Genomic DNA, 22325 nt, shown 5'->3' with positions numbered 1-22325 from the left:
ATCGAAGCTTTTCGAGACTTCAGGTTATGGTAGATTAAAAATGGATACCAGGTTTATCGATTAGCTTACAGCCTGTCCCATATTTTGCTTTTAAAGCACCCTTGAATTGAGTTTGCTCAAGCTCAGGGAATGTTTGCGTCCAAAGCTCAAAGACATTGTGACTAGAAGCTTTTCCGTCTTTTGTAAGTCGTGCAATATGGAAGCCATATTCATCATTACAACGAGCTAATGGACGATTTTCACGTACAGTAATAATGCGACCACTTTTTGTCATTTCATATAGATCTTCATAGCCTGCAATAGCACGGCTTTCTTCTGCTCCTTCAACTACTACATCTTCTTTTTCTGCCGATGGAGCAGCTTTTTCTTCTACTGCTGCTTCACTTTCAGATGCTTGAGTTTCAGCAATGTTATTTTGTGATGGTAACTGTTCTACAATAACAAAATCCTTATTAGATGCTTTATCGCTCATTGTTGCCATAACGTTCATAATTGAACCTACATAACGTAATGGTTTCTCTTTTCCTTCTTCAAAGACAAAAATATTATAATCGGTTTTATTCATCTTTTTCATAATAATATTGCCAGTAGTGATAGTAAAACCGATAAACTTATTCTTTTTAAGTGCTTGTATTGCTTCTTGCTTTGTTAAAGTCATTTTAAAAATCTCCTAAAGAATTATTTATTCTATTCTACCATAAAATTTGTCACATTGTTTTTCGTAAAATAATGGTTGATTTTGTTCGATAAAGGAAAACATCCCTATTTTATCAAAATTAATAATGGTACTATTAAGAATGTTTGAGGAATAAAACGCCTTGGAAATAGAGTTATTCATAAAAGAATTATATCTAGTAGGGAGTTGATAGGTTGATAAATGTGCTAGGGGGCATTGGATTATTTTTACTTGGTATGACGATGCTAACGAACGGTTTAAAGGAATTGGCTGGAGATGCCTTGAAAAAATGGCTGAATCGTTTTACAGGCGGAACCATTAGCTCTGTATTATCGGGTACATTCATGACAATGCTTGTCCAATCCTCCACTGCCACCACGTTGATAACAATTGGTTTTGTCAGTGCCGGACTACTTACATTTGTACAATCGATTGGAGTTATTATTGGTGCGAATATCGGAAGTACAAGTACTGGTTGGATTATCTCACTAATCGGCTTCAAGATTAATATGCAAACAATGTCACTACCTTTTATTGCACTTGGCGTTTTTGTGCAATTGCTTGCACCTCGTGATTACAAAGCGGTGGGAGGACTTGTTACTGGCTTTGGTTTATTATTTTTAGGCATTAATATCCTTCAGGGTGGAATGGCAGCTGTGCAAGATAAAATACCATTTGACTCATTCGATGCCGGTTCAATTAGTGGTAAATTAATTTTAATTGTTTTAGGCCTTATTATGACGGTAATTATGCAGGCTTCTAGTGCAGCTATAGCTGCCACTTTAACCGCTTTATATGCAGGTGCAATTGATTTTGAGCAGGCTGCCTATTTAGTGATCGGGCAAAATATTGGTACTACAGCTACGGCATTATTTGCCGCAATCGGCGCCTCAACAGCTGCAAAACGAACAGCTGTGACACATGTTCTGTTTAATGTAGTGACTGCTATTATTGTGACGCTAGGTGCATCGTTTATATTTAAGGTAACAGAAATTGTCACAAAGTCCCTCAACGGTAGCTTTGATGAGACACTTGGCATCGCCGTTTTTCATACATTATTTAGTGTAATTGGTGCGATTTTCTTTGTGCCATTTGTTCGTCCTTTTGCAAGGGCCATTGAAAAGATGATTCCTGAAAAGGGTAATCATTTAACACGTAATTTGGATGTTAGTGTAACCAAGTTACCTGGTGTAGCTGTTGAGGTATCCTTTAATACCTTACAGGATATTACAAAGGAAGTAACGACTGTTCTTATATCCCTTGTTCAAGGAAAAAAACGAACAACTGAAATAGACAGTAAATTGGCTCAAATTGATGACGCTATTGAAAAAACACGTTTATTTATGGATGCCATACAATCCTCTTCACAAAAGGAACGGTATAAGCATATAGCACTTTTGCATGCTATTGATCATTTATATCGTTTGACAAAGGCCTTACGTGAGCAACATCCTAATGCCTTTCAATTACAGGCAACATTAACGCAAAAGTGGCTGGAAGTATTGCAAGAGGTTCTATTGATCATTGATGAGGATGAGCGGCTTCCTGAGATCGCAACCTTGCTTGAGGTTACTTCTTCTGAGATGGCGGCGGTACGACGTGATAAACGAAACGCTTATTTCGAGCATACAGTTGAAAATGTGGTAGAGTTAGAGACAGCAGTATCGAAAGTTGAGGCTCTATTATGGATTGACCGACTCGTCTACCATTATTGGCGTACAACGGCTCGTCTAGCTGAATACCAAAACGTGACAAAAAAAGGCCGCCATATAGAGGCAGAAAAAAGCACAGTGACAATAGAATAGTAGAAATGCTCGTCTCCATAGGAGAACGGGCATTTTTCTTAGCTCTCAAACTTAAAGGAGGATATATAATGGTTCAGCATAAATTTACAATGGACTTAACTTGGTCAGATGGAAGAAATGGTACGGGGAATATAATGGCAAGCAATCTGCAAACTCAAATTTCTATTCCTCGGGAGATGGATGGGCCTGGCATTGGTACGAATCCGGATGAAATGTTATTAGGTGCAGCAGCCACCTGCTATTTAATTACATTAGCCGCCCTTCTCGAAAGATCGGGGGTGTCCGTGCTCGATTTATCCCTACAGTCAGAGGGGTTTGTCAGTGTAGAGAACGGTGTTTTTACTTATGAAAAAATTGTCCACAAGCCAAAAATAGTTGTCCCAGAACTAACAGAACATCTTGAATCAAGAATTGCTCGCTTCGCACAAAAAGCGGAACAAACATGTATGATTAGCAAAGCATTAAAAGGCAATGTGGCAATCGAATGTGATGCTCAAATTTTGGATGGATGCATATAATAAGGAAAATGGAGTTATTCAGCATGTGTCGCTGTAATAACTCTTTTTTTTCATAATGGAGCACTTTTCTTAAAATAGTTCTAGAAATGTTCAAAATGAATATATAGTGTTAAGTGCTAAAAAAATGCAAAGGATGATGAATTGCACGTTCAGACAACTCAGAATCTCACATTCTATGGTCAGTACGGCAAAAGAATATTCGATATTATCGGGGCATTATTTTTACTTTTTATGACAATCCCTCTAATGCTAACTGTATTCCTCATTTTACTCATCACAACAGGTCGCCCCATTTTTTTTAAACAAATACGAACTGGCCTCGATCATCACCGCTTTGTTATTTGGAAGCTACGTACAATGTGTATACAGGCAGTGCCAGTCAATATGCCTGCTATGTGTATCGATGGTATCCCTGATGACTATTATTTTAAAGCAGAGCATGATACACGGATCACCAAAGTAGGTGCCGTCCTTCGAAAGCTAAGTATTGATGAAATTCCTCAACTTTTAAATGTATTGAAGGGGGAAATGAGCATTGTGGGGCCGCGTCCAGAGGTTCCAACAATTACGAATGCTTATAACGAATTACAAGCTAGACGACTAGAGGTAAAACCAGGTTTAACGGGTCTTGCTCAGATTAACGGTCGATCTAATATTTCCCATGGGCAAAAAATTTCATATGACATTGAATATGTTGATCATTACTCCTTTTGGATGGACATCCAAATTGTGTTGAAGACTCTTTATGTTGTAGTAGCAAGAACTGGTGCCTATTAAATTACGAGGAGTGGCAGTACTGAAAATTGTTCAGCTTATTACACGAATGGATAAAATTGGGGGAGCGCAGAAGCATGTCGAGGCATTAGCGATCCAGCTAAAACGAGATGGTCATGAAGTGACAGTTGTGACAGGCTCCTATCAGCCAACCCTTTGGCGCTTACAAGAAGAAAAAATTACGGTCGTCCGTATTCCTGTTATGCAACGAGCTATTCATTTAACAAAAGATTTCCAAACATTTTGGCAATTAAGAGCTGTCTTCAAAAACATTCAACCTGATGTAGTAGCCACGCATTCATCCAAGGCAGGAGTGATAGGTCGTGTGGTAGGAAGCTTGCTACACATCCCAACTGTATTTACTGCACATAGTTGGAGCTTTACAGAAGGTGTTCCTCAAAAGAAACAGGCACTTTATTATCGAATGGAAAAATCAGTTCAGCGATTCACCACAAAAATTATAACGGTATCTGATTATGATCGGGAGCTTGCACTCATGAAAAAAGTTGCACCAGCTCATAAACTATTAACTATTCATAATGGTATTGACCCAATAGAAAACAGTCATTTAACAACAGAAAAGACCTATATGGAGCAGCCAGTCATTGTGATGGTTGCTCGTTTTGAAGTGCCAAAAAGACATGATTTATTGCTGGAGGCATTAGCAGAGCTTACGGATGTTCCATGGCAGCTTCAATTGATAGGTGATGGTTCTTTAAGACCAGCCCTCGAAGAATTTGTTGAACAGCATGATTTAACAGATCGCATATCATTTTTGGGTGATCAATTAGACGTTCACACCTATCTGGAGAAAAGTCACTTATTTGTTCTATTGTCAGATTGGGAGGGTCTGCCAATCTCTATTATTGAAGCGATGCGTGTAGGACTCCCTATAGTTGCCACAAATGTAGGTGGCGTTAAAGAGCTAGTTGTTGATCATGACAATGGTTTTTTACTGGAGCGAGAGGATAAAGAATTATTGAAGAAGAGGCTTCGTCATTTATTAATGGATGCTACCTTATGCCAACAAATGGGCAATGCAAGCGAACACCGTTATTTACAGTATTTCACGTTTTCCCCCATGTATCAAAAAACGTTAACGGTCTATCAACAAGCTGTTTCAGAATTCGTAAAGAAAGGGGATTAAATTGCAATTAATTCGCATTAGAACAGATGATGAGCTCATGTGGTATAAGGAGATTTGGGATGGCATTTTAGAGTACGAGGACAATGATAATCCATTTATTGAATTTGCTTGGTTTTATAATTGGTGGCAGATAGTGGGGCGAAAAGAACGAGTAGAGCTTTTCGCTGTTGAACATGAAGGAGTCATCAAAGCTTTTTTCCCCTTTACGGTCTCATTTCGATGGGGGATTAGAGTGTATGCCTTTGCAGGTGAAAATATTGCCAATTACACCGGAGTTGTTGCCAAAAAAGAATGGTTAATGGAGGCAACGATCTTTGTATTCGATGAACTTATTAAAAAGCATCGGCACGTTATCTTTTCACTGCATGGTTTATTGGAAAGTAAAGAGTCTACTAAAATCATCGAACAATACTTCGTGGAAAGACAGCTAAGAACAAGCATTTTCCGTGTTGTCACTCCTTATCTCGCTTTTTCTGAAGTAGACTTTCCGCATCATTTCCAGCAACGTCGAAAAATGCATGGTGTCGATCGCCGGGAAAGAAAGCTACGAAAATTAGGCTCATTAACAAGGCGTGTCCCCGCACAAGACGAGCTATGGCAAATGTTTCGATTATTTGATCGACGATGGGCAAAAAAACTGGATACGAGTGATTTTACAAAGGGGAAAAAAAGAGATTTTTTTGAGCGGTTAACAATGCTGAACGGAGAGGCCTTACAGGTAGAGGTGGATGCACTTGTCTTTGAAAATCAGTGGATTGCTTTCACATATGGTCTTTGTTGTCGTGGACGCTACGTAACCTATGCTCTTGCCCATGAGCCGACATTTAATTTATTTGGTGCTGGCCGTATAGTCAATCAAGAATCCATCCAGCGAACGTATGCCGCCAACTATCGCCTATTTGATATGAGTATTGGCTATGAGCCTTACAAATTCGATTGGCGTACTAGTATCGATTTTACTAGACGCATGTTGGCCAGCAGTGGCACGAAACGTGCAAGGTTAGTGACAAGTTTGTTAATGGTTAAGGAGCGGCTCAAGGAATATGTAAAAAGTAATCAGCGAGTTGTAGATTGGAAACGTAACACCCTTGGACGTATCCGCTTTTTAGTAAAGTATGGAAAGCTCAAAGATTGGCTAGAATATGGACAACAATTCGTGGAAAGGTTTATTCGTTTGAAACAAGTGGAGCTATATGAATTATCTCCATCAGAGGATGTATCACCACAGCAGCCTGTGGGTAACTTATTTGAAGAAATGCCGATTCAGGAAGCGATGCAACTTGATCAGGAAGAAGTCATTGCTCTCTATTATAAGGGGTATACGGTTTATAAGGACTCCTTTGCAGAGACGAATAAACCAGCGTTTGCATTACATGCCACAAATTGGCGTGTGGATTCATTGCAAATGGTAGAAGCGTTACCGAAGCAAACCTATTTTTTAGCCTATGATATTTTCAAGCAGATCGATGTTATAACTGCATATTTTAGAAAAATCAAACCAGGACAAACATTGTGGGTGGCGGCAAGCTTTTGGCAATGGCGAAAACGGAAGCGCTTAGTACAACTAGGCTATAAACCTATTTCTCGAATGAAACATTATAAAGTGGCTCGTTTTGAGCGACATCGTGTAGAAAAATATACGGAGAGTGGGGGCGATGTTCATTCTGTCCATTAAAAGTAAGCGATGGAATATCGCAATGCAGCATTTTTATTTTCTTGAAAAGCCAGCGAATGTTCGAAAATCCATGAAAGTAATAGGCTATACAAATTCACTTGTACCAAGTCGAAAGCTTGTTAAAAGTGAAACGATTCATATTGATCTACAAGAGCATGAACTTTCATTGTACTTAGCCCTTTCTGAAGGGAATCGCAAAATTTTACGACGCGCACATAAAGAATATTATCAGGTTATTTTGTATAAAGAGCCTTCCATAGAGAACTTACGAGCCTTTCAACAATTTTATAATCATTTTGCGAAACGAAAAAAGCTTGAAGGTATTGGTAAAACTCAAATGGAAACGATCATGCTTCTAAACGAACAGGGAGCATTATTATTATCTGAGATCCAAAGCATTTGTGGACAAACACTGTGCTATCGACTGGATATTGTACATGAGAATAAAGCGATGTCTTATTATGAAGCGACTTCTGATGCAACAACTATGTCGGCACATTTAAAGAGACCTTATCGCTATGCTAATCGCTTTTTAATCTGGCATAACTTACTCCATTTTAAAGGGCAAGGTTTTGTTTTATATGATATGGGTGAATTAACCGACAATCGAAATGTGCGTGCCTTCAAACTGAGCTTTGGTGGACAGGTTGTCAATGTTTACTCAGGCTACGTCACTCAATCAAAAATACGTGCACTGTTACTAGGTGTGCAAAAATGGAGGAAGTAGCAATATGAATGGTGGGGGTCTCGTTATTTCATTAGATTTTGAGCTTAATTGGGGCGTCCATGATGTATTTCGATATGGACAATACAATAAAAACCTATATGGTGTACGGAAAGCCTTGCCCAGAATACTAGCATTATTTGAGCAGTATGAAATTCATGCAACTTGGGCTACAGTCGGACTGTTGTTTGCAGAATCCAAGGCAGAAATGGCTCATTATTTACGAGGTATCCCTGTGAAATATGATAATATGCGCTATGCAGCACATACGCAGCTAGCAAAAGTAGGCGAAAACGAACAAGAGGACCTCTTACATTTTGGTAAATCTTTAATAGAAGATATTAAACGTACACCACATCAGGAAATAGGCAGCCATACCTTTTCCCATTATTATTGCTTGGAAAAAGGTCAAACAGAAGCTGCCTTTTGTGCAGATTTAGATGCGTCAAAGACCATATGCGAGGGCTATATTTCGCCTATGAAATCAATTGTTTTTCCAAGAAATCAAGTAAATAAAGACTATTTTAAAGCATGTGTAGAAGCAGGCTATATTTGTTATAGAGGAACTGAAAATCATCCATTGTATGATGCTCAAAAGTTTACGAAAAAAGGGAGACTTTTGGGAGCAAAAAAATGGCTTGATAGCTATATCAATTTAACTGGCCATCATATGGCGACTTTGGAGGAAATGCGAGGCGAGCAACTGATTAATATTCCTTCAAGTGCCTTTTTAAGGCCTTATTTTCGTCCACTACATGTATTCGAAGGTTCAAAGGTTAAACGCATAAAAGAAAGCATGCTCGAGGCTGCAAAGGCACAAGCATTTTATCATTTATGGTGGCATCCTCATAACTTTGGCAAGAATACGGATAAAAATTTAGCGATTCTAGAGGAACTATTACGTTATTTTCAAGAATTGCGCAGTCAATACAATTTTCAAAGCTATTCCATGTTTGAGGTGGCTGAACTTTGCGAAAACCTCTCCAAACAACAAAAGTAACATACTAAGATCATCGTAAAAAAGATAGGCAATGTTCTAACTCTCAGTGAAAAAATAGATGCATGATTTTTGAAGCAAACTGGTTTCTAGTTTGCTTTTTTGTGTTATCAGAGAAAATTTAACAGAAAAGAGGAAAAAAGAAAAACAATGCCGAAGAGAAGGTACGAATGGTACTATTAAATAAAGAAAAAATTGGTTGGGACATTATAAGGGAAATGGAAATTTGTGTAGGCTAATTTAACTTGAATAGAAAAGATATGAAGGTGGTAGATGTATATGTTTATAGAACCAGAATGCCAATGGAAGCAAGAAAATGGATCGGCCATGCATCAATGGATTAAGCAGCAAACAAATCCAAACCCAAACGATGTGGATATTGTCGTGTATGGAGCTCTATTATCGTATGCTGGGGGAGCATCCGCAAAAGCGCAATACCCAACTGCGTTTCGTAAAGTTTGGCCAAGCTTCCAATCATATAACTTAGATGAGCAAATAAACTTACGTGCACTGTCGGTCGTTGATATTGGAGATGTAGCGATTCATGAACAAGATAGAATGCTTTCGGAATCTGCCATTGAAGCGGCAGCAGAAAATTTAAGTATAGCTTTTCAAAAAAGCTTTACTTGTTTGATTGGAGGAGACCATGCGATTACCGCATGTTCATTAAGAGGAATAAAGAATGCTTTTCCGCAGGATCGTATTGGCATTATTCAGATCGACACACATTTAGATGCAAGAAACCAGGAGGAAGTTGGACTAGCTCAAGATTCTCCGATCCATCAATTGATTGCCGCGGGAATTGTAGAAGGGAGACATATATATAATGTTGGATTGCACGGTTTTTTCAACTCACCTGAAATGATTCATTATGCAAGAGAACAGGGCATTCATATGATTACATTAAAGCAAATGCGACGGGATGGTATTCAGCTGACAATACGTGAAATGTTACGTCAGCTTATGTATGAGGTTGATCGAATTTATGTCTCAGTTGATTTAGATGCACTTGATATTATGTTTGCTCGGGATGTACCTGCTGCAACACCAGGTGGTCTAACAGCCTATGAATTATTTGATATTCTCAAACTTATTGGTGAAAATGAAGGGGTTCGCCACATTGATTTTGTTTATGCAGATCCTAAGGAAGGAATGCTACGTCCAGAAACTGTTAAGATTGGTGTGACGGCATTTTTACAATGGTTAACAGGCATTCAACTCGATCATCGCAATCGCATATCCAAAAAAGGGAAAGTTACGTTGTAAAGTAAGCATATTGCCGTGTATTGACAATGCTGATTGTTGAAAGTTTGCTATAATGTTGGATAGGAATCAAAAATTTATACAAACTTTGTATGGTTATAGAGAGGACATTCATCATGACAACAAAACCAAAACTACTGATTATTGACGGTATGGCATTGTTATTCCGTTCATTTTTCGCTTCGGCTGCCATGGGGCATTTTATTCGCTTGGCAGATGGCACACCAACTAATGGAGCACAAGGGTTTGTACGACATGTACTAACTGCACAATCACTTATGAAACCAACACATATGGCAGTTTGCTGGGATATGGGGGCACATACATTCCGCAATGATTTATTTGATGGCTATAAAGCAAATCGCCCAGCACCACCAGAGGAAATGTTGCCTCAATTTGATATGGCGAAAAAATTATCGCTACAAATTGGCTGGCAAAATTTTGGTGTGAGAGGCATGGAAGCTGATGATTTAATTGGCTCCATGATTACCAAATGGCAGGATGAAGCGGACATTACTGTAATTAGTGGTGATAAAGATTTGCTCCAGCTTTTGAGACCATCTACAGAGATTGCTTTTATGAAAAAGGGCTACACAGAATATGATACTTATACACATGCACGTTTTAAAGAGGAATATAGTATTGAACCAGCACAGTTTGCGCAGGTGAAAGCGTTTATGGGCGATACAAGTGATGGCTATCCAGGTGTTAAAGGCATTGGTCCTAAGCAAGCCCTCACATTAATTCAAACATATGGGTCGATTGACAAGGTTTTAGCGTCGCTCGAAGAATTAAAGCCAGGTCAACGATCAAAAATTCAAGACAATTTAGATATGTTGAAATTATCGCATGAGCTTGCAACTATTCAAACCGATGTACCAATTGACGCAGATTTTTCAAGCCTTTTGTTACCAAATTATGAACCGCACATTATTAAAGAGATCGAAGAGAGTGGCTACACGCTCATAGCAAAGCATGCCCGTTCTTTGTATTCCTTTATTTAATATTTATCGCAGAGTATCGTCATATACTCTGCTTTTTTATTGCAGTTTTGTAGGAAGGAGACGCGTAGGGAGGGAGCAAATAATAGGCTATTCACTATTTGTTCTAGTGAGGGGTTATTTTAACAAAGGATAATACCTTTTCATTGTCTTGATAGAGTGCCTGACGAATGATACTGTCATGGTTTGGTTTGCCATTATCATGAAAAATTAACCAAAGTTTATTATCTCTAATGTCATAGCCAATAAGCGGTACCCAATGATAGGCGAAGGTAGATTTTTTATCTCGCCAACGAAGACTAAAATAGCGATCAAAACGTATAGCAACAGGGCGACCTGCGTCAATTTCTTGTAAGGCCTCTTTTAACGAACAAGTGCGAACATCCCAGGATGGATGTAGTCGACGTAGATTACGAATCAATCGCCATTTGAATAAACCAATTTTAGTGCTACCAAGCTGTTTATAGAGCTCATTTATCGACGGAGCCGAGTCATTCAAATAATTTAAAATAACGTGCATGGTAGTAGGTCCACAGGCAGAATGACGGTAGTTTGGTGCAATCGATGAATCATATTGTGATGTTCCGAGTAGAACCAATTGTTTACGCATAACAATCTCCTTTTAAAAAGAGCTGCATTTCATGAAGAAATGCAGCTCTTTATTTATTACTGTTGAGCAGATAAAAATTCTGTTACTTGCTGAGGTGTTTTTGCATTGGCACTGTGTAAGTGAGCAAGCTTTTCACCATTTTTGAAAATTAATAAACTTGGGATGCCCATAACATCATATTTGTCTGCAATTTCTGGAAGCTCGTCGCGGTTTAGTTCATACCAATCATATTGGTTATATTCTTCAATGATTGGGTCGATGAACATGTTCATGCGTGTGCAATCAGGGCACCAGCCAGCGTAAAATTTCACTAGTACTTTTTGATCGCCAGTGATTAATTCATTAAATTGTTCTGCAGTAGTAATTGTTTTCATTTGGTATTCACTCTCCTTGCTTACCATTCTACACATTTTTTCCGCAACCTGAAAGTTTTCTGTTTGGCTATATCGATAGCTACTTATTGTTTGCTTTTAGCTCGTAAACAACAAAAAAAGATGTATATTGCTGAAATAATTCTTGAAAAAAGATTGCTAAATTAGACAAAATAATCTACACTAAAAACAGAAAAGTAGTTTTATCTTCATTCAATGGAAATGTTTTGGAACGGAGATAAACCTTAGTTGCACTTGGTTGAATGCAGTAAATTTCATTTAATAGAGGGGCAAAAATCAACTAAGGTGCACTAGATATTTTTTTGACCAAAAAATGAATGGCTATTCATTCAATGGAAGAATAAGGGGGAAATGCTTGTGACTTATAACATTAAAAAAGCAGCTGTTCTAGGTTCTGGGGTGATGGGCTCTGGAATTGCAGCACATTTAGCTAATATCGGTATACCAACATTACTATTAGATATTGCACCGAAGGAACTAACGCATGAGGAAGAAGCAAAAGGTCTTTCTTTAGAGCACCCAGCTGTAAGAAATCGTATTGTAAACGGAGCTTTGCAAAAGTTATTAAAGCAAAAGCCAGCACCACTTACTTCTAAGAAAAATTTATCACTACTAACGGTTGGCAACTTTGAGGATGATCTAGGGAAACTAAAAGACGTAGATTGGATTATCGAAGTTGTCGTAGAAAATTTACCAATAAAACAAAAACTTTATGAAAAAATCGATGCGGTTCGTAAGCCTGGAACAATTATTAGTTCAAACACATCTGGGATTAGTATTAATGCTATGGCAGAAGGACGTTCAGAAGATTTTAAAAAGCATTTCCTAGGAACACATTTTTTCAACCCTCCTCGTTATTTAAAATTACTAGAGGTGATTCCAGCCCATACAACTGCACCTGAAGTGGTTAACTTTATGAAGACATTTGGGGAAGATGTGCTTGGTAAGGGTGTCGTGCTTGCAAAGGATACACCAAACTTTATCGCTAATCGCATTGGTACTTATGGGTTACTGATAACTTTACAGGAGATGTTAAAAGGTGGTTATTCAGTTGGTGAAGTAGATTCTGTGACGGGTCCACTTATTGGGCGTCCTAAATCGGCAACTTTCCGTACGCTAGATGTTGTTGGTTTAGATACATTTATTCATGTCGCAAAAAATGTCTACGATCAAACAACTGGTGAGGAGCAGCAGGTGTTTGCTGTCCCAGAATTTTTGCAAAAGATGGTCGCGAACGGTTGGTTAGGTGCAAAATCAGGCCAAGGCTTCTTCCTAAAGCAAGGAAAAGAGATCCATGAAATTGATCCAACAACTTTGGCATATAGTCCTGTGAAAAAATTAAAGACACCTTCTATTGAAATGGCGAAACAAACTCGTGGGTTGGCAAATAAAGTGAAGGCTTTGACATATGCAAAAGATCGTACAGGAGAGTTGTTATGGGGAATTTTTGCTCCAACATTAATTTATTCTGCTCAGCTATACGGTAAAATTGCAGATGATATTGTGGCTATTGATAATGCGATGAAATGGGGCTTCGGCTGGCAACAAGGACCATTTGAAATTTGGGATGCTCTTGGTGTGAAAGAAGCTGTAGCAAAAATGGAGGCAGAGGGTCGAGAAGTACCTGCCTTTGTAAAAGAGATGTTAGCAAATGGCTTTGAAACATTCTATTCAGACATAGATGGTGATTTGGCTTACTTTAATGGTTCACAATATGTGAAAGTGCCAATTAATGACAAAGAAATTGATTTAAAACGATATAAGAAAAAGCACGGTGTGATTAAGTCAAACACAGGTGCTAGTTTAATAGATTTAGGTGATGGTATTGCATTATTAGAATTCCATTCGCAGTCGAATGCTATTGGCTTAGATATTATTCAAATGATTAACTTTGCAATCGACGAGGTAGAGACTAATTATAAGGGCTTAGTTATAGGGAACCAGGGGAAAAACTTCTGTGTTGGCGCAAATCTAGGAATGATTTTAGTAGAAGCACAGGATGATAATATCTTTGAGCTAGATTTCGTGATTAAGGCTTTCCAAGATGCGATGCAAAAAATTAAATATTCACGTAAACCAGTTGTGGCAGCACCGTTTGCAATGACATTAGGTGGCGGTGCAGAGGTTTGCTTACCTGCAGCGCATATCCAAGCAACGATGGAAACATATATGGGCTTAGTGGAAGTAGGCGTTGGGTTAATTCCAGGCGGTGGGGGTAATAAAGCGCTTTATCAAAAATTCCTAAAGGGTCTACCAAATGGTGTAGAGGTAGACTATCAACATATTGCTAATAAAGTATTTGAAACAATTGCGATGGCGAAGGTTTCAACATCTGGTGAGGAAGCTCATGAAAACAACTTCTTAAACTTCGCAGATGGTGTCTCTGTTAACCCAGATCATCAATTGTATGACGCGAAGCAAGCGGCATTAGCGCTTTACGAAGCAGGCTATCAACCACCTGTGCCAACAAAAGTTCCTGTGGTTGGTGCATCAGGCTACGGTACATTACTCATTGGTGCGCAAGGTATGTATGAGTCAGGCTTTATCAGTAAGCATGATTTGAAAATTGCTAAAAAGCTAGCTTATGTTATTGCGGGTGGTAAGGTTCCGTACGGCACATTAGTCGATGAACAGTATCTATTAAACTTAGAGCGTGAGGCATTCCTTAGCCTTGTTGCTGACCCACTTTCACAGCAAAGAATGCAACATATGCTGTTAAAAGGGAAACCACTTCGTAACTAATGGACGAAATAGACAAAACTTGCACATGAAACAAAGGGGGATTATACGATGCGTGAAGCCGTTATTGTAGCAGGAGCACGAACTCCAATTGGAAAAGCAAAAAAAGGTTCTTTAGCAACAGTAAGACCAGATGATTTTGGTGCTGCCGTTGTGAAAGAAACGTTAAAAAGAGCGGGCTATGAGGGACCGATTGATGATTTAATCTTAGGCTGTGCTATGCCAGAAGCGGAACAAGGGATGAATGTAGCACGCAGTATTGGCGCACTTGCTGGATTACCAGACACGACTCCTGCTCTAACGATTAATAGATTTTGTTCTTCAGGTTTACAGGCGATTGCCTATGCAGCTGAGCGAATCATGCTAGGACATTCAAAGGCCATACTTGCTGGTGGTGTAGAGTCAATGAGTATGGTGCCAATGGTGGGGAACACACCTCGCTTAAATCCAACGTTAGCTGAAACAGCTCCACAATATTATATGGGTATGGGACATACAGCTGAGGAAGTGGCTCGCCAGTATACTGTTAGTCGAGAAGATCAAGATGCTTTTGCAGTTCGTTCACATGCGCTTGCTGAAAAGGCAATTAAAGAAGGTAAATTCAATGATGAGATTGTACCAATCGAAGTGGAACAACATTACGTTGATGATAACAATAAGCCGCAGGTTAAACAATTCACGTTCAGTATGGATGAAGGTGTCCGCCCAGGTACATCTGTGGAAGGTTTAGCAAAGCTTCGTCCAGCTTTCCATGTGAAGGGGAGTGTAACAGCGGGTAACTCTTCTCAAACTTCTGATGGTGCAGCAGCTGTACTAGTGATGGATCGTGAGGAGGCTGTCAAGCAAGGGTTGACACCAATGGCAAAATTCCTAGGCTTTGCAGTAGGTGGTGTACCGCCTGAAGTAATGGGGATTGGTCCGATTGTGGCGGTACCCAAAGCGCTAGAAATTGCAGGTTTATCAATAGATGATATTGATCTATGGGAAATCAATGAAGCATTTGCTTCACAATCCTTACAGGTGGTTCGTCATTTAGGCATCAATCAAGATAAAGTCAATGTGAATGGTGGAGCTATTGCATTAGGACATCCACTTGGTGCAACGGGTGCAATTTTAACATTAAAGCTTATTCATGAATTAAAGCGTCAAGGTAAGAAATATGGCGTAGTAACAATGTGTATTGGCGGCGGCATGGGGGCTGCTGGAGTATTTGAAATTCTATAATTTTTCGCTAGATCAGCTTGAGGTGTACTGTTTACGGTTGCCTCCGAACATTGTATACTTCAGGCTTTTCTATATATGTTTGTTGTAGTTCACAACTGTTTTGTGTACCAAAATTGGCGCGTTAAGAACCTTCTCTATAGAGAAGAAGAACATGCTGAATCAAGATAAAGCCTCCGGCCAGGAAGAGGCTTTATTGATGAGGGGATTAAACTATCAAAATAGATATATTGGGAGGAATTAATATGACTGAAAAAACAACGGATTTCATTAAAGGCGGCGGATTTCTAATTGAAGATGTGGAATTAGATCGTGTGTTTACACCTGAAGATTTCACTGACGAGCACAAAATGATTGCTAAAACAACAGAAGAATATGTAGCGAATGAAGTGTTACCTGTAGTTGAAAATTTAGAACATCATGAATTTGAGCATTCAGTACGTCTCCTTAAAAGTGCTGGTGAATTAGGTTTACTTGGAGCAGATGTGCCGGAAGAATACGAAGGACTTGGCTTAGACAAAGTTTCTTCAGCGTTAATTGCTGAAAAAATGTCTGTAGCAGGTGGTTTCTCCATCACTCATGGTGCGCATGTAGGTATTGGCTCTTTACCAATCGTACTATTCGGTAACGAAGATCAAAAGAAAAAATATTTACCTAAGCTTGCTTCAGGCGAATTAATTGCTGCTTATGCATTAACAGAACCAGGTTCAGGCTCAGATGCTTTAGGGGCAAAAACAACTGCGAAACTAAATGATGCAGGTACACATTATATATTAAATGGTGAAAAGCAATGGATTACAAATGCAGGCTTTGCAGATGTGTTTGTCGTTTACGCTAAAATTGATGGCGATAAATTCTCTGCATTTATTGTGGAGCGTGCATTCAATGGTGTCTCAGTTGGGCCTGAAGAAAAGAAAATGGGAATTAAATCTTCGTCCACTCGTACACTAGTGTTAGAAGATGCGGAAGTACCTGTAGAAAATCTATTAGGTGAAATCGGTCGTGGGCATGTTATTGCCTTCAATATTTTAAATATTGGTCGTTATAAACTTGGGGTTGGTACAATTGGTGGATCAAAACGTGCATTAGAGTTAGCGATACAATATACAAACCAACGTCAGCAATTTAAAACAAAGCTTTCTGATTTCAACCTTACAAAAGAAAAATTATCAACGATGGCTTCTCAATTGTATGCATCAGAATCATTAAATTATCGTACGGTTGGTCTATTTGAAGATCGTTTAAGTCAACTGAGTCTTGAGGAGCAAAAGCAAGGAAAAGTAATTGCAGGTGCTATCGCTGAGTATGCAATTGAGTGCTCAATTGCTAAAGTATTTGGATCAGAAACATTAGATTATATTGCAGATGAAGCGGTACAATTACACGGCGGCTATGGCTTCATGGCTGAATATGAGGTTGAGCGTATTTACCGCGATTCTCGTATTAATCGAATTTTTGAAGGCACAAATGAAATTAACCGTTTGATTGTACCAGGTACATTTATGAAGAAGGCACTAAAAGGAGAGCTGCCATTATTACAAGTGGCGCAAAATTTACAGCAAGAGCTTCTTATGTTAATGCCAGAGGATATCGGTACAGAGCCACTAGCTCAGGAAAAATACTTGGTGAAAAATGCGAAGAAGATTGCTGTATTAGCTGCAGGCTTAGCAGCCCAACGCTTTGGTGAGAAGCTTGATCAAGAGCAAGAAGTATTAGTGAATATTGCGAATATCGCTAACCAATTATTTGCATTGGAATCAGCTGTATTACGTACAGAAAAAGCAATTGCTCGTGATGGTGTTGAAAAAGCGCATCAAAAATTGCTATATACTCAAATCTTCTGCCAAGAAGCATTTGCTGAAATTGAGAAAGAAGCAAAAGATACAATTCTTGCATCAGCAGATGGTGATGCAGCACGTATGACTTTATCTGCATTACGTAAATTAACACGTAATAATCCATACAACCTAATTACGAAGAAACGTGAGGCATCTGTGAAATTAATTGAAGCAGAAAAATATATCGTTTAATCGTATGAAAAAGGCTAGCATCCGTGAGAGGGTAGCTAGTCTTTTTGTTGTTCCAGATAAAGTTTGAAAGTGACGGATAAAAATACGAAACGGATGGATAGACTTACGAAAATGAGCGAAGTTCCACCATTCCAAAGGATTATGATGGTATACTACAGAAAAAGACAGCAGAGGAGTATTTTAATGACGATTCAGTTTATCCATTATCCCAAATGTACAACATGTAAAAAAGCACAAAAGTGGTTAAATGATCATGATGTTTCCTATGAAGAGGTACACATCGTAGAGCAACCGCCCACAAAGGATGAAATAACAGCTTTATGGCAAGCAAGTGGACTGCCTTTGAAGAAGTTTTTTAACACGTCCGGCATGAAATATCGTGACCTTGGTTTGAAGGACAAGCTAGCGGATATGTCAGAGGAAGAACAGCTTGAGCTACTTGCTTCGGATGGTATGTTAATGAAACGTCCAATTGTAACGGATGGAAAAAAAGTAACTTTAGGGTTTAAAGAATCCGATTTTGAACAAGCTTGGATATAGCCGTTTTTATTCTTGTTTTTATAGGAGAAGTATGGCACACTGAAAGTGAATATATTACATAATTATGGAGGGGTTTTTTGCATGAGCACACCGAAAGACTTACGTTACTCTGAAGAGCATGAATGGGTAAAAGTAGAAGATGGAAAAGTACGTATTGGTATTACGCACTTCGCACAATCTGAATTAGGAGATATCGTTTTCGTTGAGCTTCCACAAGTTGGCGATGAAATCAAAACAGATGATCCATTCGGTAGCGTAGAATCAGTAAAAACTGTTTCTGAATTATATGCACCAATCTCAGGTACTGTAGTTGAAGTAAATGCAGATTTAGAAGATAGCCCAGAATTCGTTAATGAATCACCATATGAAAAAGCATGGATGATCGTCGTAGAACCTGCTGATGCATCAGAAATTGACAAACTGATGACAGCAGAACAATACGAAGAGATGACTGCGGAATAAGACAAGCCATAATCAAAAAACGTCGGAAACTACCGGCGTTTTTTATTATATAATGACTTATAAGTGGGTATGTCTAAATGGAGGTGGCGTAATGTTCGAGGGGAAATGCTTGATAGTAGAAGGACGCTCAGATAAGCTACAAATTGAGCCAATTTTAAGTGAGAATGTTACAATACTATGTACGAATGGTACAATTGGTGTGCATCAATTAGAAGAGTTACTCGATCCCTATGAGGGCTGCGAGCTGTTCACTTTTTTCGATGCCGATACTTCAGGCGATAAGCTACGTGCATTAATGGACAGATATTATCCTGAAGCAGAGCATTTACGTACAATGCCAACCTATAAGGAAGTAGAAACAACACCGAGAAAAGTGTTAGCGACGATTTTACTGCGTGCACATTTCTCAATCCATAATGAATATATTTTGTAAGGTTGCGTGAAATAAATGGAAGAATGGTCAAAAGAGCAGTGGGAAACGGCATTACAGTCGGGAGAAAAAGCTGCATTTTATTTATATACACCTATGTGTGGCACGTGTGCAATAGCATCGAAAATGATGTCAATTGTAGAACAATTACTGCCTCAATTAAAATTGGGTAAAGCAAATATCAATTTTTTAGAACAAATTGCTTATGAGTATCAAATTGAAAGTGTCCCATGCTTACTTGTCTGTGATGACGGAAAAGTGACAGAAAAGATATATGCTTTTCAATCCGTACCTTTTTTGTACGAATTGTTAAAAAAATCAATTGACTGAACTTTATTAGCATGGTAAAGTAACAAATATATTACTAAAACATTAAATATATCGAACTCTTATGAAGAGCGGCGGAGGGAAGTGCCCTATGAAGCCCGGCAACCATCACATAGTGAAAAGGTGCCAAATCACCCAAAGATTTTTCTTTGAAAGATGAGAGAACGGTTTAACGTATGATACGTGACCCCTTCTACTTGTCTATAAGTGAAGGGGTTTTTTTATATAAGGAAAAGGAGTATTCGCTATGATACAGCTTCAAAATATAACGAAAAAATACAAAACAGCAAATGGCGAATTAACGGCAGTCAAAGACGTTAACCTTACTATTAATAAAGGTGAAATTTTTGGCATTATCGGCTATAGTGGCGCTGGTAAAAGTACGATGATTCGTTTACTGAATGGTTTAGAGAAACCGACAACAGGAACAGTGACGGTGAACAATCAAGAATTTTCATCGATAAAAGGGCAAAAACTTCGAGCAGCCAGACAAAGAGTTAGTATGATTTTCCAACATTTCAACTTACTTTGGTCACGAACAGTTGCAGAAAATATTGCTTTCCCTTTAGAAATTGCAGGAGTATCAAAAACACAACGTGAGGCACGGGTAAAAGAATTGATAGCACTTGTTGGCTTAGAAGGGCGCGATAAAGCATACCCATCACAGCTGTCTGGTGGACAAAAGCAACGTGTAGGGATTGCGCGTGCATTAGCAAATAATCCAGAGGTTCTACTATGTGATGAGGCAACATCTGCACTGGATCCTGAAACGACGGATGCCATTCTCGATTTATTGGTTGATATTAACGAACGTTTAGGGTTAACGATTGTACTCATTACTCATGAAATGCATGTAATTCGCAAAATTTGTCATCGTGTAGCCGTGATGGAGGCTGGTGAAATTGTCGAGCGTGGAGAGGTATTGCAAGTTTTCCAAGCTCCACAAGCGGCCATTACCAAAAAATTTGTAGCTCAAATTACAAATACAAAGGAAACACAGGATACAGTAGAACAAATCAAAGCAAATTACCCAACTGGACAACTTGTCAAATTGATTTTTGTTGGTGAAAAAACAGAACAGCCAGTTATTTCACATCTAGTGAAGCAATTCGATGTGGAAGTAAGCATTGTACACGGAAATATTTCACAAACGAAAAATGGTGCATATGGTACCCTCATTGTGCAAATTGACGGGTCGAAAGCAAACGTGACTGAAGCCCTAAGCTATTTAAATACTGTTGAAGTACAAACGGAGGTGATTGCAGATGCTAACTAATCTCTTTCCGAATGTAGACTGGGACAAGATGTTGCAAGCTACGTATGAAACATTGTATATGACGGCTATTTCTACGGTTGTCACATTTATTCTTGGGTTAGTTATTGGGATCGTATTATTTTTAACAAGTCCGAATCAGTTATGGGCTAATAAACTTATCAATTTTTTAACGGGATCAATTGTTAATATATTCCGTTCTATCCCGTTTATCGTGTTAATTATTTTATTAATTCCATTTACTAAATTTTTACTCGATACAATCCGTGGGGCCAATGCTGCTTTACCTGCTTTAATTATCGGTGCGGCTCCATTCTATGCACGTATGGTATTAATTGCGTTACGTGAGATTGATAAAGGTGTCATTGAAGCAGCTCGCTCAATGGGGGCAAAAACATCCACAATTATCTGGAAAGTTCTAATCCCTGAATCATTACCAGCATTGATTTCTGGTATTACGGTTACGGCTGTAGCCCTTGTTGGTTATACAGCAATGGCTGGAATTATCGGTGCAGGTGGTCTTGGAAACTTAGCTTTCCTAGACGGTTTCCAACGAAATCGCCAAGATGTGACATTAATGGCAACTATTTTGATCTTAGTAGTCGTCTTTATCATTCAATGGATTGGTGATTTCATTACAGTGAAAATCGATAAACGCTAGCAATAATGAGGTTATTCCGGTTCTTACCGCTAACATATTTTCATCAAAATAAAGGGAGTGTCATAAATGAAGAAGTTATTAGCAGGGTTATTTTTATCAATACTTGTACTAGCTCTAGCAGCTTGCGGTACTGATAAAAAAGAGGATTCAAATTCAGCATCTGGTGATAAAACAGATAGTAAAGAAAATGTTACATTAAAAGTGGGGGCTTCTAATACACCACATGCAGTTATTCTGGAACAAGCAAAACCGATCTTAGCTAAGAAAGGTATTGATCTTAAAATCGAACCATATACAGACTATGTGCTACCAAACCAAGATTTAGAATCAAAAGAGTTGGATGCAAACTACTTCCAACATATTCCTTACCTAGAGTTACAAATTAAAGACAATGGCTATGATTTTGTTAATGCTGGTGGTGTTCACATCGAACCAATCGGTATTTACTCTAAAAAATATAAATCTTTAGAAGAACTTCCTGAAGGTGCAACAATCTTACTTTCTAACTCAGTATCAGATCACGGTCGTATGCTGTCATTATTAGAAGCTAAGGGCTTAATTAAATTAAAAGATGGCATTGATAAAACAGCTGCAGAATTAAAGGATATTGAAGAAAACCCTAAAAACTTTAAATTCGATGCCAATACTGCTCCAGAAATGCTTGTACAAATGTACGAAAACGATGAAGGGGACGCAGTACTTATCAACTCTAACTTTGCTATTGATAATGGCTTAAATCCAATTGAAGATGCTATTTCACTTGAAGACAAAGAATCTCCATATGTAAACATTATCGCAGTACGTGCTGGAGAAGAATCAAGACCAGAAATTAAAACATTATTAGAAGTACTAACATCTGAAGAAATCCAAGACTTCATCTTAGAAGAATGGAAAGGTGCAGTAGTACCAGTTAACTAATCCAAATAAAAGGGTACGTAAGTATTAAATACTTACGTACCCTTTTTCTTTTGACGTCGTTTATCAGAATTATTTTTCTTTATCACATAGTATGAATTTTGGATTACACTATAATAGTTTTTTCGTGACATTATTCTCTTCC

Annotated in this window: 22 protein-coding genes and 1 riboswitch; of the genes, 19 read left to right on the top strand and 3 right to left on the bottom strand. The window is 38.5% G+C overall.

The genetic code is table 11. The annotated features are described in order from the left end of the window. Positions 1 to 34: 34 nt before the first annotated feature. Positions 35 to 658 carry a hypothetical protein gene (locus AO843_RS08635; RefSeq protein ID WP_054610714.1) on the bottom strand — a complete coding sequence of 208 codons (624 nt, stop codon included), beginning with the start codon at positions 656 to 658 and terminating at the stop codon, positions 35 to 37. A 221-nt stretch (positions 659 to 879) separates the two neighbouring features. Here AO843_RS08635 and AO843_RS08630 point away from each other — a divergent pair, with 221 nt between their 5' ends. The 9 genes from AO843_RS08630 (at position 880) to AO843_RS08590 (ending at position 10583) form a co-directional block, all read left to right on the top strand. Next, a complete protein-coding gene (locus AO843_RS08630) occupies positions 880 to 2481 on the top strand; it encodes a Na/Pi cotransporter family protein (RefSeq protein ID WP_231630106.1) in 1602 nt (533 codons plus the stop codon). 68 nt (positions 2482 to 2549) lie between these two features. Further along, on the top strand, positions 2550 to 2999 hold the full coding sequence (locus AO843_RS08625; protein WP_054610712.1) for an SACOL1771 family peroxiredoxin: 450 nt from the start codon (positions 2550 to 2552) through the stop codon (positions 2997 to 2999). Between the two features lie 141 nt (positions 3000 to 3140). Beyond that, positions 3141 to 3776, top strand: coding sequence for a sugar transferase (locus AO843_RS08620; protein ID WP_054610711.1), 636 nt, complete (start codon positions 3141 to 3143; stop codon positions 3774 to 3776). Continuing rightward, positions 3766 to 4920 carry a glycosyltransferase family 4 protein gene (locus AO843_RS08615; protein WP_231630102.1) on the top strand — a complete coding sequence of 385 codons (1155 nt, stop codon included), beginning with the start codon at positions 3766 to 3768 and terminating at the stop codon, positions 4918 to 4920. The genes AO843_RS08620 and AO843_RS08615 overlap by 11 nt, the downstream gene beginning before the upstream one ends. Before the next feature lies 1 nt (position 4921). Continuing rightward, entirely contained in the window at positions 4922 to 6595 is a 1674-nt protein-coding gene (locus AO843_RS08610) for a GNAT family N-acetyltransferase (protein ID WP_054610710.1), read from the top strand. Then, positions 6576 to 7322: a hypothetical protein gene (locus AO843_RS08605; protein WP_231630101.1), complete on the top strand. Its 747-nt coding sequence runs from the start codon at positions 6576 to 6578 to the stop codon at positions 7320 to 7322. Before AO843_RS08610 ends, AO843_RS08605 begins: the two co-directional genes overlap by 20 nt. Before the next feature lie 4 nt (positions 7323 to 7326). Further along, positions 7327 to 8319: a polysaccharide deacetylase family protein gene (locus AO843_RS08600; protein WP_054610709.1), complete on the top strand. Its 993-nt coding sequence runs from the start codon at positions 7327 to 7329 to the stop codon at positions 8317 to 8319. A gap of 270 nt (positions 8320 to 8589) precedes the next feature. Continuing rightward, positions 8590 to 9582: an agmatinase family protein gene (locus AO843_RS08595; protein WP_054610708.1), complete on the top strand. Its 993-nt coding sequence runs from the start codon at positions 8590 to 8592 to the stop codon at positions 9580 to 9582. 113 nt (positions 9583 to 9695) lie between these two features. Then, a complete protein-coding gene (locus AO843_RS08590) occupies positions 9696 to 10583 on the top strand; it encodes a 5'-3' exonuclease (RefSeq protein WP_054610707.1) in 888 nt (295 codons plus the stop codon). 103 nt (positions 10584 to 10686) lie between these two features. On the opposite strand, the gene AO843_RS08585 is transcribed toward AO843_RS08590, so the two are convergent. Together AO843_RS08585 and AO843_RS08580 are read right to left on the bottom strand one after the other, a co-directional pair. After that, positions 10687 to 11190: a C39 family peptidase gene (locus AO843_RS08585; protein WP_054610706.1), complete on the bottom strand. Its 504-nt coding sequence runs from the start codon at positions 11188 to 11190 to the stop codon at positions 10687 to 10689. Positions 11191 to 11246: 56 nt separating this feature from the next. Then, complete coding sequence (locus tag AO843_RS08580) at positions 11247 to 11564, bottom strand: thioredoxin family protein (RefSeq protein WP_054610705.1); 318 nt, start codon at positions 11562 to 11564, stop codon at positions 11247 to 11249. Positions 11565 to 11939: 375 nt separating this feature from the next. Between AO843_RS08580 and AO843_RS08575 the strand changes: the two genes are divergently transcribed. The 10 genes from AO843_RS08575 to AO843_RS08530 all read left to right on the top strand — a co-directional run bounded on the left by AO843_RS08575 (position 11940) and on the right by AO843_RS08530 (position 22183). Continuing rightward, complete coding sequence (locus AO843_RS08575) at positions 11940 to 14324, top strand: 3-hydroxyacyl-CoA dehydrogenase/enoyl-CoA hydratase family protein (RefSeq protein WP_054610704.1); 2385 nt, start codon at positions 11940 to 11942, stop codon at positions 14322 to 14324. Positions 14325 to 14372: 48 nt separating this feature from the next. Next, positions 14373 to 15545, top strand: coding sequence for an acetyl-CoA C-acetyltransferase (locus AO843_RS08570; RefSeq protein ID WP_054610703.1), 1173 nt, complete (start codon positions 14373 to 14375; stop codon positions 15543 to 15545). A gap of 242 nt (positions 15546 to 15787) precedes the next feature. Then, positions 15788 to 17572, top strand: a complete 1785-nt coding sequence (locus tag AO843_RS08565) for an acyl-CoA dehydrogenase family protein (protein WP_054610702.1) — start codon at positions 15788 to 15790, stop codon at positions 17570 to 17572. Between the two features lie 183 nt (positions 17573 to 17755). Beyond that, entirely contained in the window at positions 17756 to 18112 is a 357-nt protein-coding gene (locus AO843_RS08560) for an arsenate reductase family protein (protein ID WP_054610701.1), read from the top strand. Between the two features lie 81 nt (positions 18113 to 18193). Then, positions 18194 to 18574 carry a glycine cleavage system protein GcvH gene (gene gcvH, locus AO843_RS08555; RefSeq protein WP_054610700.1) on the top strand — a complete coding sequence of 127 codons (381 nt, stop codon included), beginning with the start codon at positions 18194 to 18196 and terminating at the stop codon, positions 18572 to 18574. Positions 18575 to 18665: 91 nt separating this feature from the next. Continuing rightward, positions 18666 to 19007: a toprim domain-containing protein gene (locus tag AO843_RS08550; RefSeq protein ID WP_054610699.1), complete on the top strand. Its 342-nt coding sequence runs from the start codon at positions 18666 to 18668 to the stop codon at positions 19005 to 19007. A gap of 15 nt (positions 19008 to 19022) precedes the next feature. Continuing rightward, positions 19023 to 19334: a thioredoxin family protein gene (locus AO843_RS08545; RefSeq protein WP_054610698.1), complete on the top strand. Its 312-nt coding sequence runs from the start codon at positions 19023 to 19025 to the stop codon at positions 19332 to 19334. Positions 19335 to 19390: 56 nt separating this feature from the next. Beyond that, a riboswitch (SAM riboswitch) is annotated at positions 19391 to 19494 on the top strand. 84 nt (positions 19495 to 19578) lie between these two features. Next, entirely contained in the window at positions 19579 to 20607 is a 1029-nt protein-coding gene (locus tag AO843_RS08540) for a methionine ABC transporter ATP-binding protein (RefSeq protein WP_054610697.1), read from the top strand. Then, on the top strand, positions 20597 to 21265 hold the full coding sequence (locus tag AO843_RS08535; protein WP_054610696.1) for a methionine ABC transporter permease: 669 nt from the start codon (positions 20597 to 20599) through the stop codon (positions 21263 to 21265). The genes AO843_RS08540 and AO843_RS08535 overlap by 11 nt, the downstream gene beginning before the upstream one ends. Before the next feature lie 66 nt (positions 21266 to 21331). Continuing rightward, complete coding sequence (locus AO843_RS08530; RefSeq protein WP_054610695.1) at positions 21332 to 22183, top strand: MetQ/NlpA family ABC transporter substrate-binding protein; 852 nt, start codon at positions 21332 to 21334, stop codon at positions 22181 to 22183. Positions 22184 to 22325 lie beyond the last annotated feature (142 nt).

Origin of the sequence: Lysinibacillus sp. ZYM-1, from assembly GCF_001308875.1 — a bacterium.
GTDB lineage: Bacteria > Bacillota > Bacilli > Bacillales_A > Planococcaceae > Lysinibacillus.
The sequence above is the reverse complement of the archived record's forward strand: the minus strand, read 5'-3'. Positions and strand labels throughout refer to the sequence as shown.

What these genes read in the sequence shown, in the direction of transcription:
- AO843_RS08530 (WP_054610695.1), top strand. Translation starts at nt 21,332, where the DNA reads ATGAAGAAGTTATTAGCAGGGTTATTTTTATCAATACTTGTACTAGCT.
- AO843_RS08595 (WP_054610708.1), top strand. Translation starts at nt 8,590, where the DNA reads ATGTATATGTTTATAGAACCAGAATGCCAATGGAAGCAAGAAAATGGA.
- AO843_RS08600 (WP_054610709.1), top strand. Translation starts at nt 7,327, where the DNA reads ATGAATGGTGGGGGTCTCGTTATTTCATTAGATTTTGAGCTTAATTGG.
- AO843_RS08540 (WP_054610697.1), top strand. Translation starts at nt 19,579, where the DNA reads ATGATACAGCTTCAAAATATAACGAAAAAATACAAAACAGCAAATGGC.
- AO843_RS08550 (WP_054610699.1), top strand. Translation starts at nt 18,666, where the DNA reads ATGTTCGAGGGGAAATGCTTGATAGTAGAAGGACGCTCAGATAAGCTA.
- AO843_RS08570 (WP_054610703.1), top strand. Translation starts at nt 14,373, where the DNA reads ATGCGTGAAGCCGTTATTGTAGCAGGAGCACGAACTCCAATTGGAAAA.
- gcvH (WP_054610700.1), top strand. Translation starts at nt 18,194, where the DNA reads ATGAGCACACCGAAAGACTTACGTTACTCTGAAGAGCATGAATGGGTA.
- AO843_RS08590 (WP_054610707.1), top strand. Translation starts at nt 9,696, where the DNA reads ATGACAACAAAACCAAAACTACTGATTATTGACGGTATGGCATTGTTA.
- AO843_RS08625 (WP_054610712.1), top strand. Translation starts at nt 2,550, where the DNA reads ATGGTTCAGCATAAATTTACAATGGACTTAACTTGGTCAGATGGAAGA.
- AO843_RS08560 (WP_054610701.1), top strand. Translation starts at nt 17,756, where the DNA reads ATGACGATTCAGTTTATCCATTATCCCAAATGTACAACATGTAAAAAA.
- AO843_RS08635 (WP_054610714.1), bottom strand. Translation starts at nt 658, where the DNA reads ATGACTTTAACAAAGCAAGAAGCAATACAAGCACTTAAAAAGAATAAG.
- AO843_RS08565 (WP_054610702.1), top strand. Translation starts at nt 15,788, where the DNA reads ATGACTGAAAAAACAACGGATTTCATTAAAGGCGGCGGATTTCTAATT.
- AO843_RS08585 (WP_054610706.1), bottom strand. Translation starts at nt 11,190, where the DNA reads ATGCGTAAACAATTGGTTCTACTCGGAACATCACAATATGATTCATCG.
- AO843_RS08605 (WP_231630101.1), top strand. Translation starts at nt 6,576, where the DNA reads ATGTTCATTCTGTCCATTAAAAGTAAGCGATGGAATATCGCAATGCAG.
- AO843_RS08535 (WP_054610696.1), top strand. Translation starts at nt 20,597, where the DNA reads ATGCTAACTAATCTCTTTCCGAATGTAGACTGGGACAAGATGTTGCAA.
- AO843_RS08545 (WP_054610698.1), top strand. Translation starts at nt 19,023, where the DNA reads ATGGAAGAATGGTCAAAAGAGCAGTGGGAAACGGCATTACAGTCGGGA.
- AO843_RS08580 (WP_054610705.1), bottom strand. Translation starts at nt 11,564, where the DNA reads ATGAAAACAATTACTACTGCAGAACAATTTAATGAATTAATCACTGGC.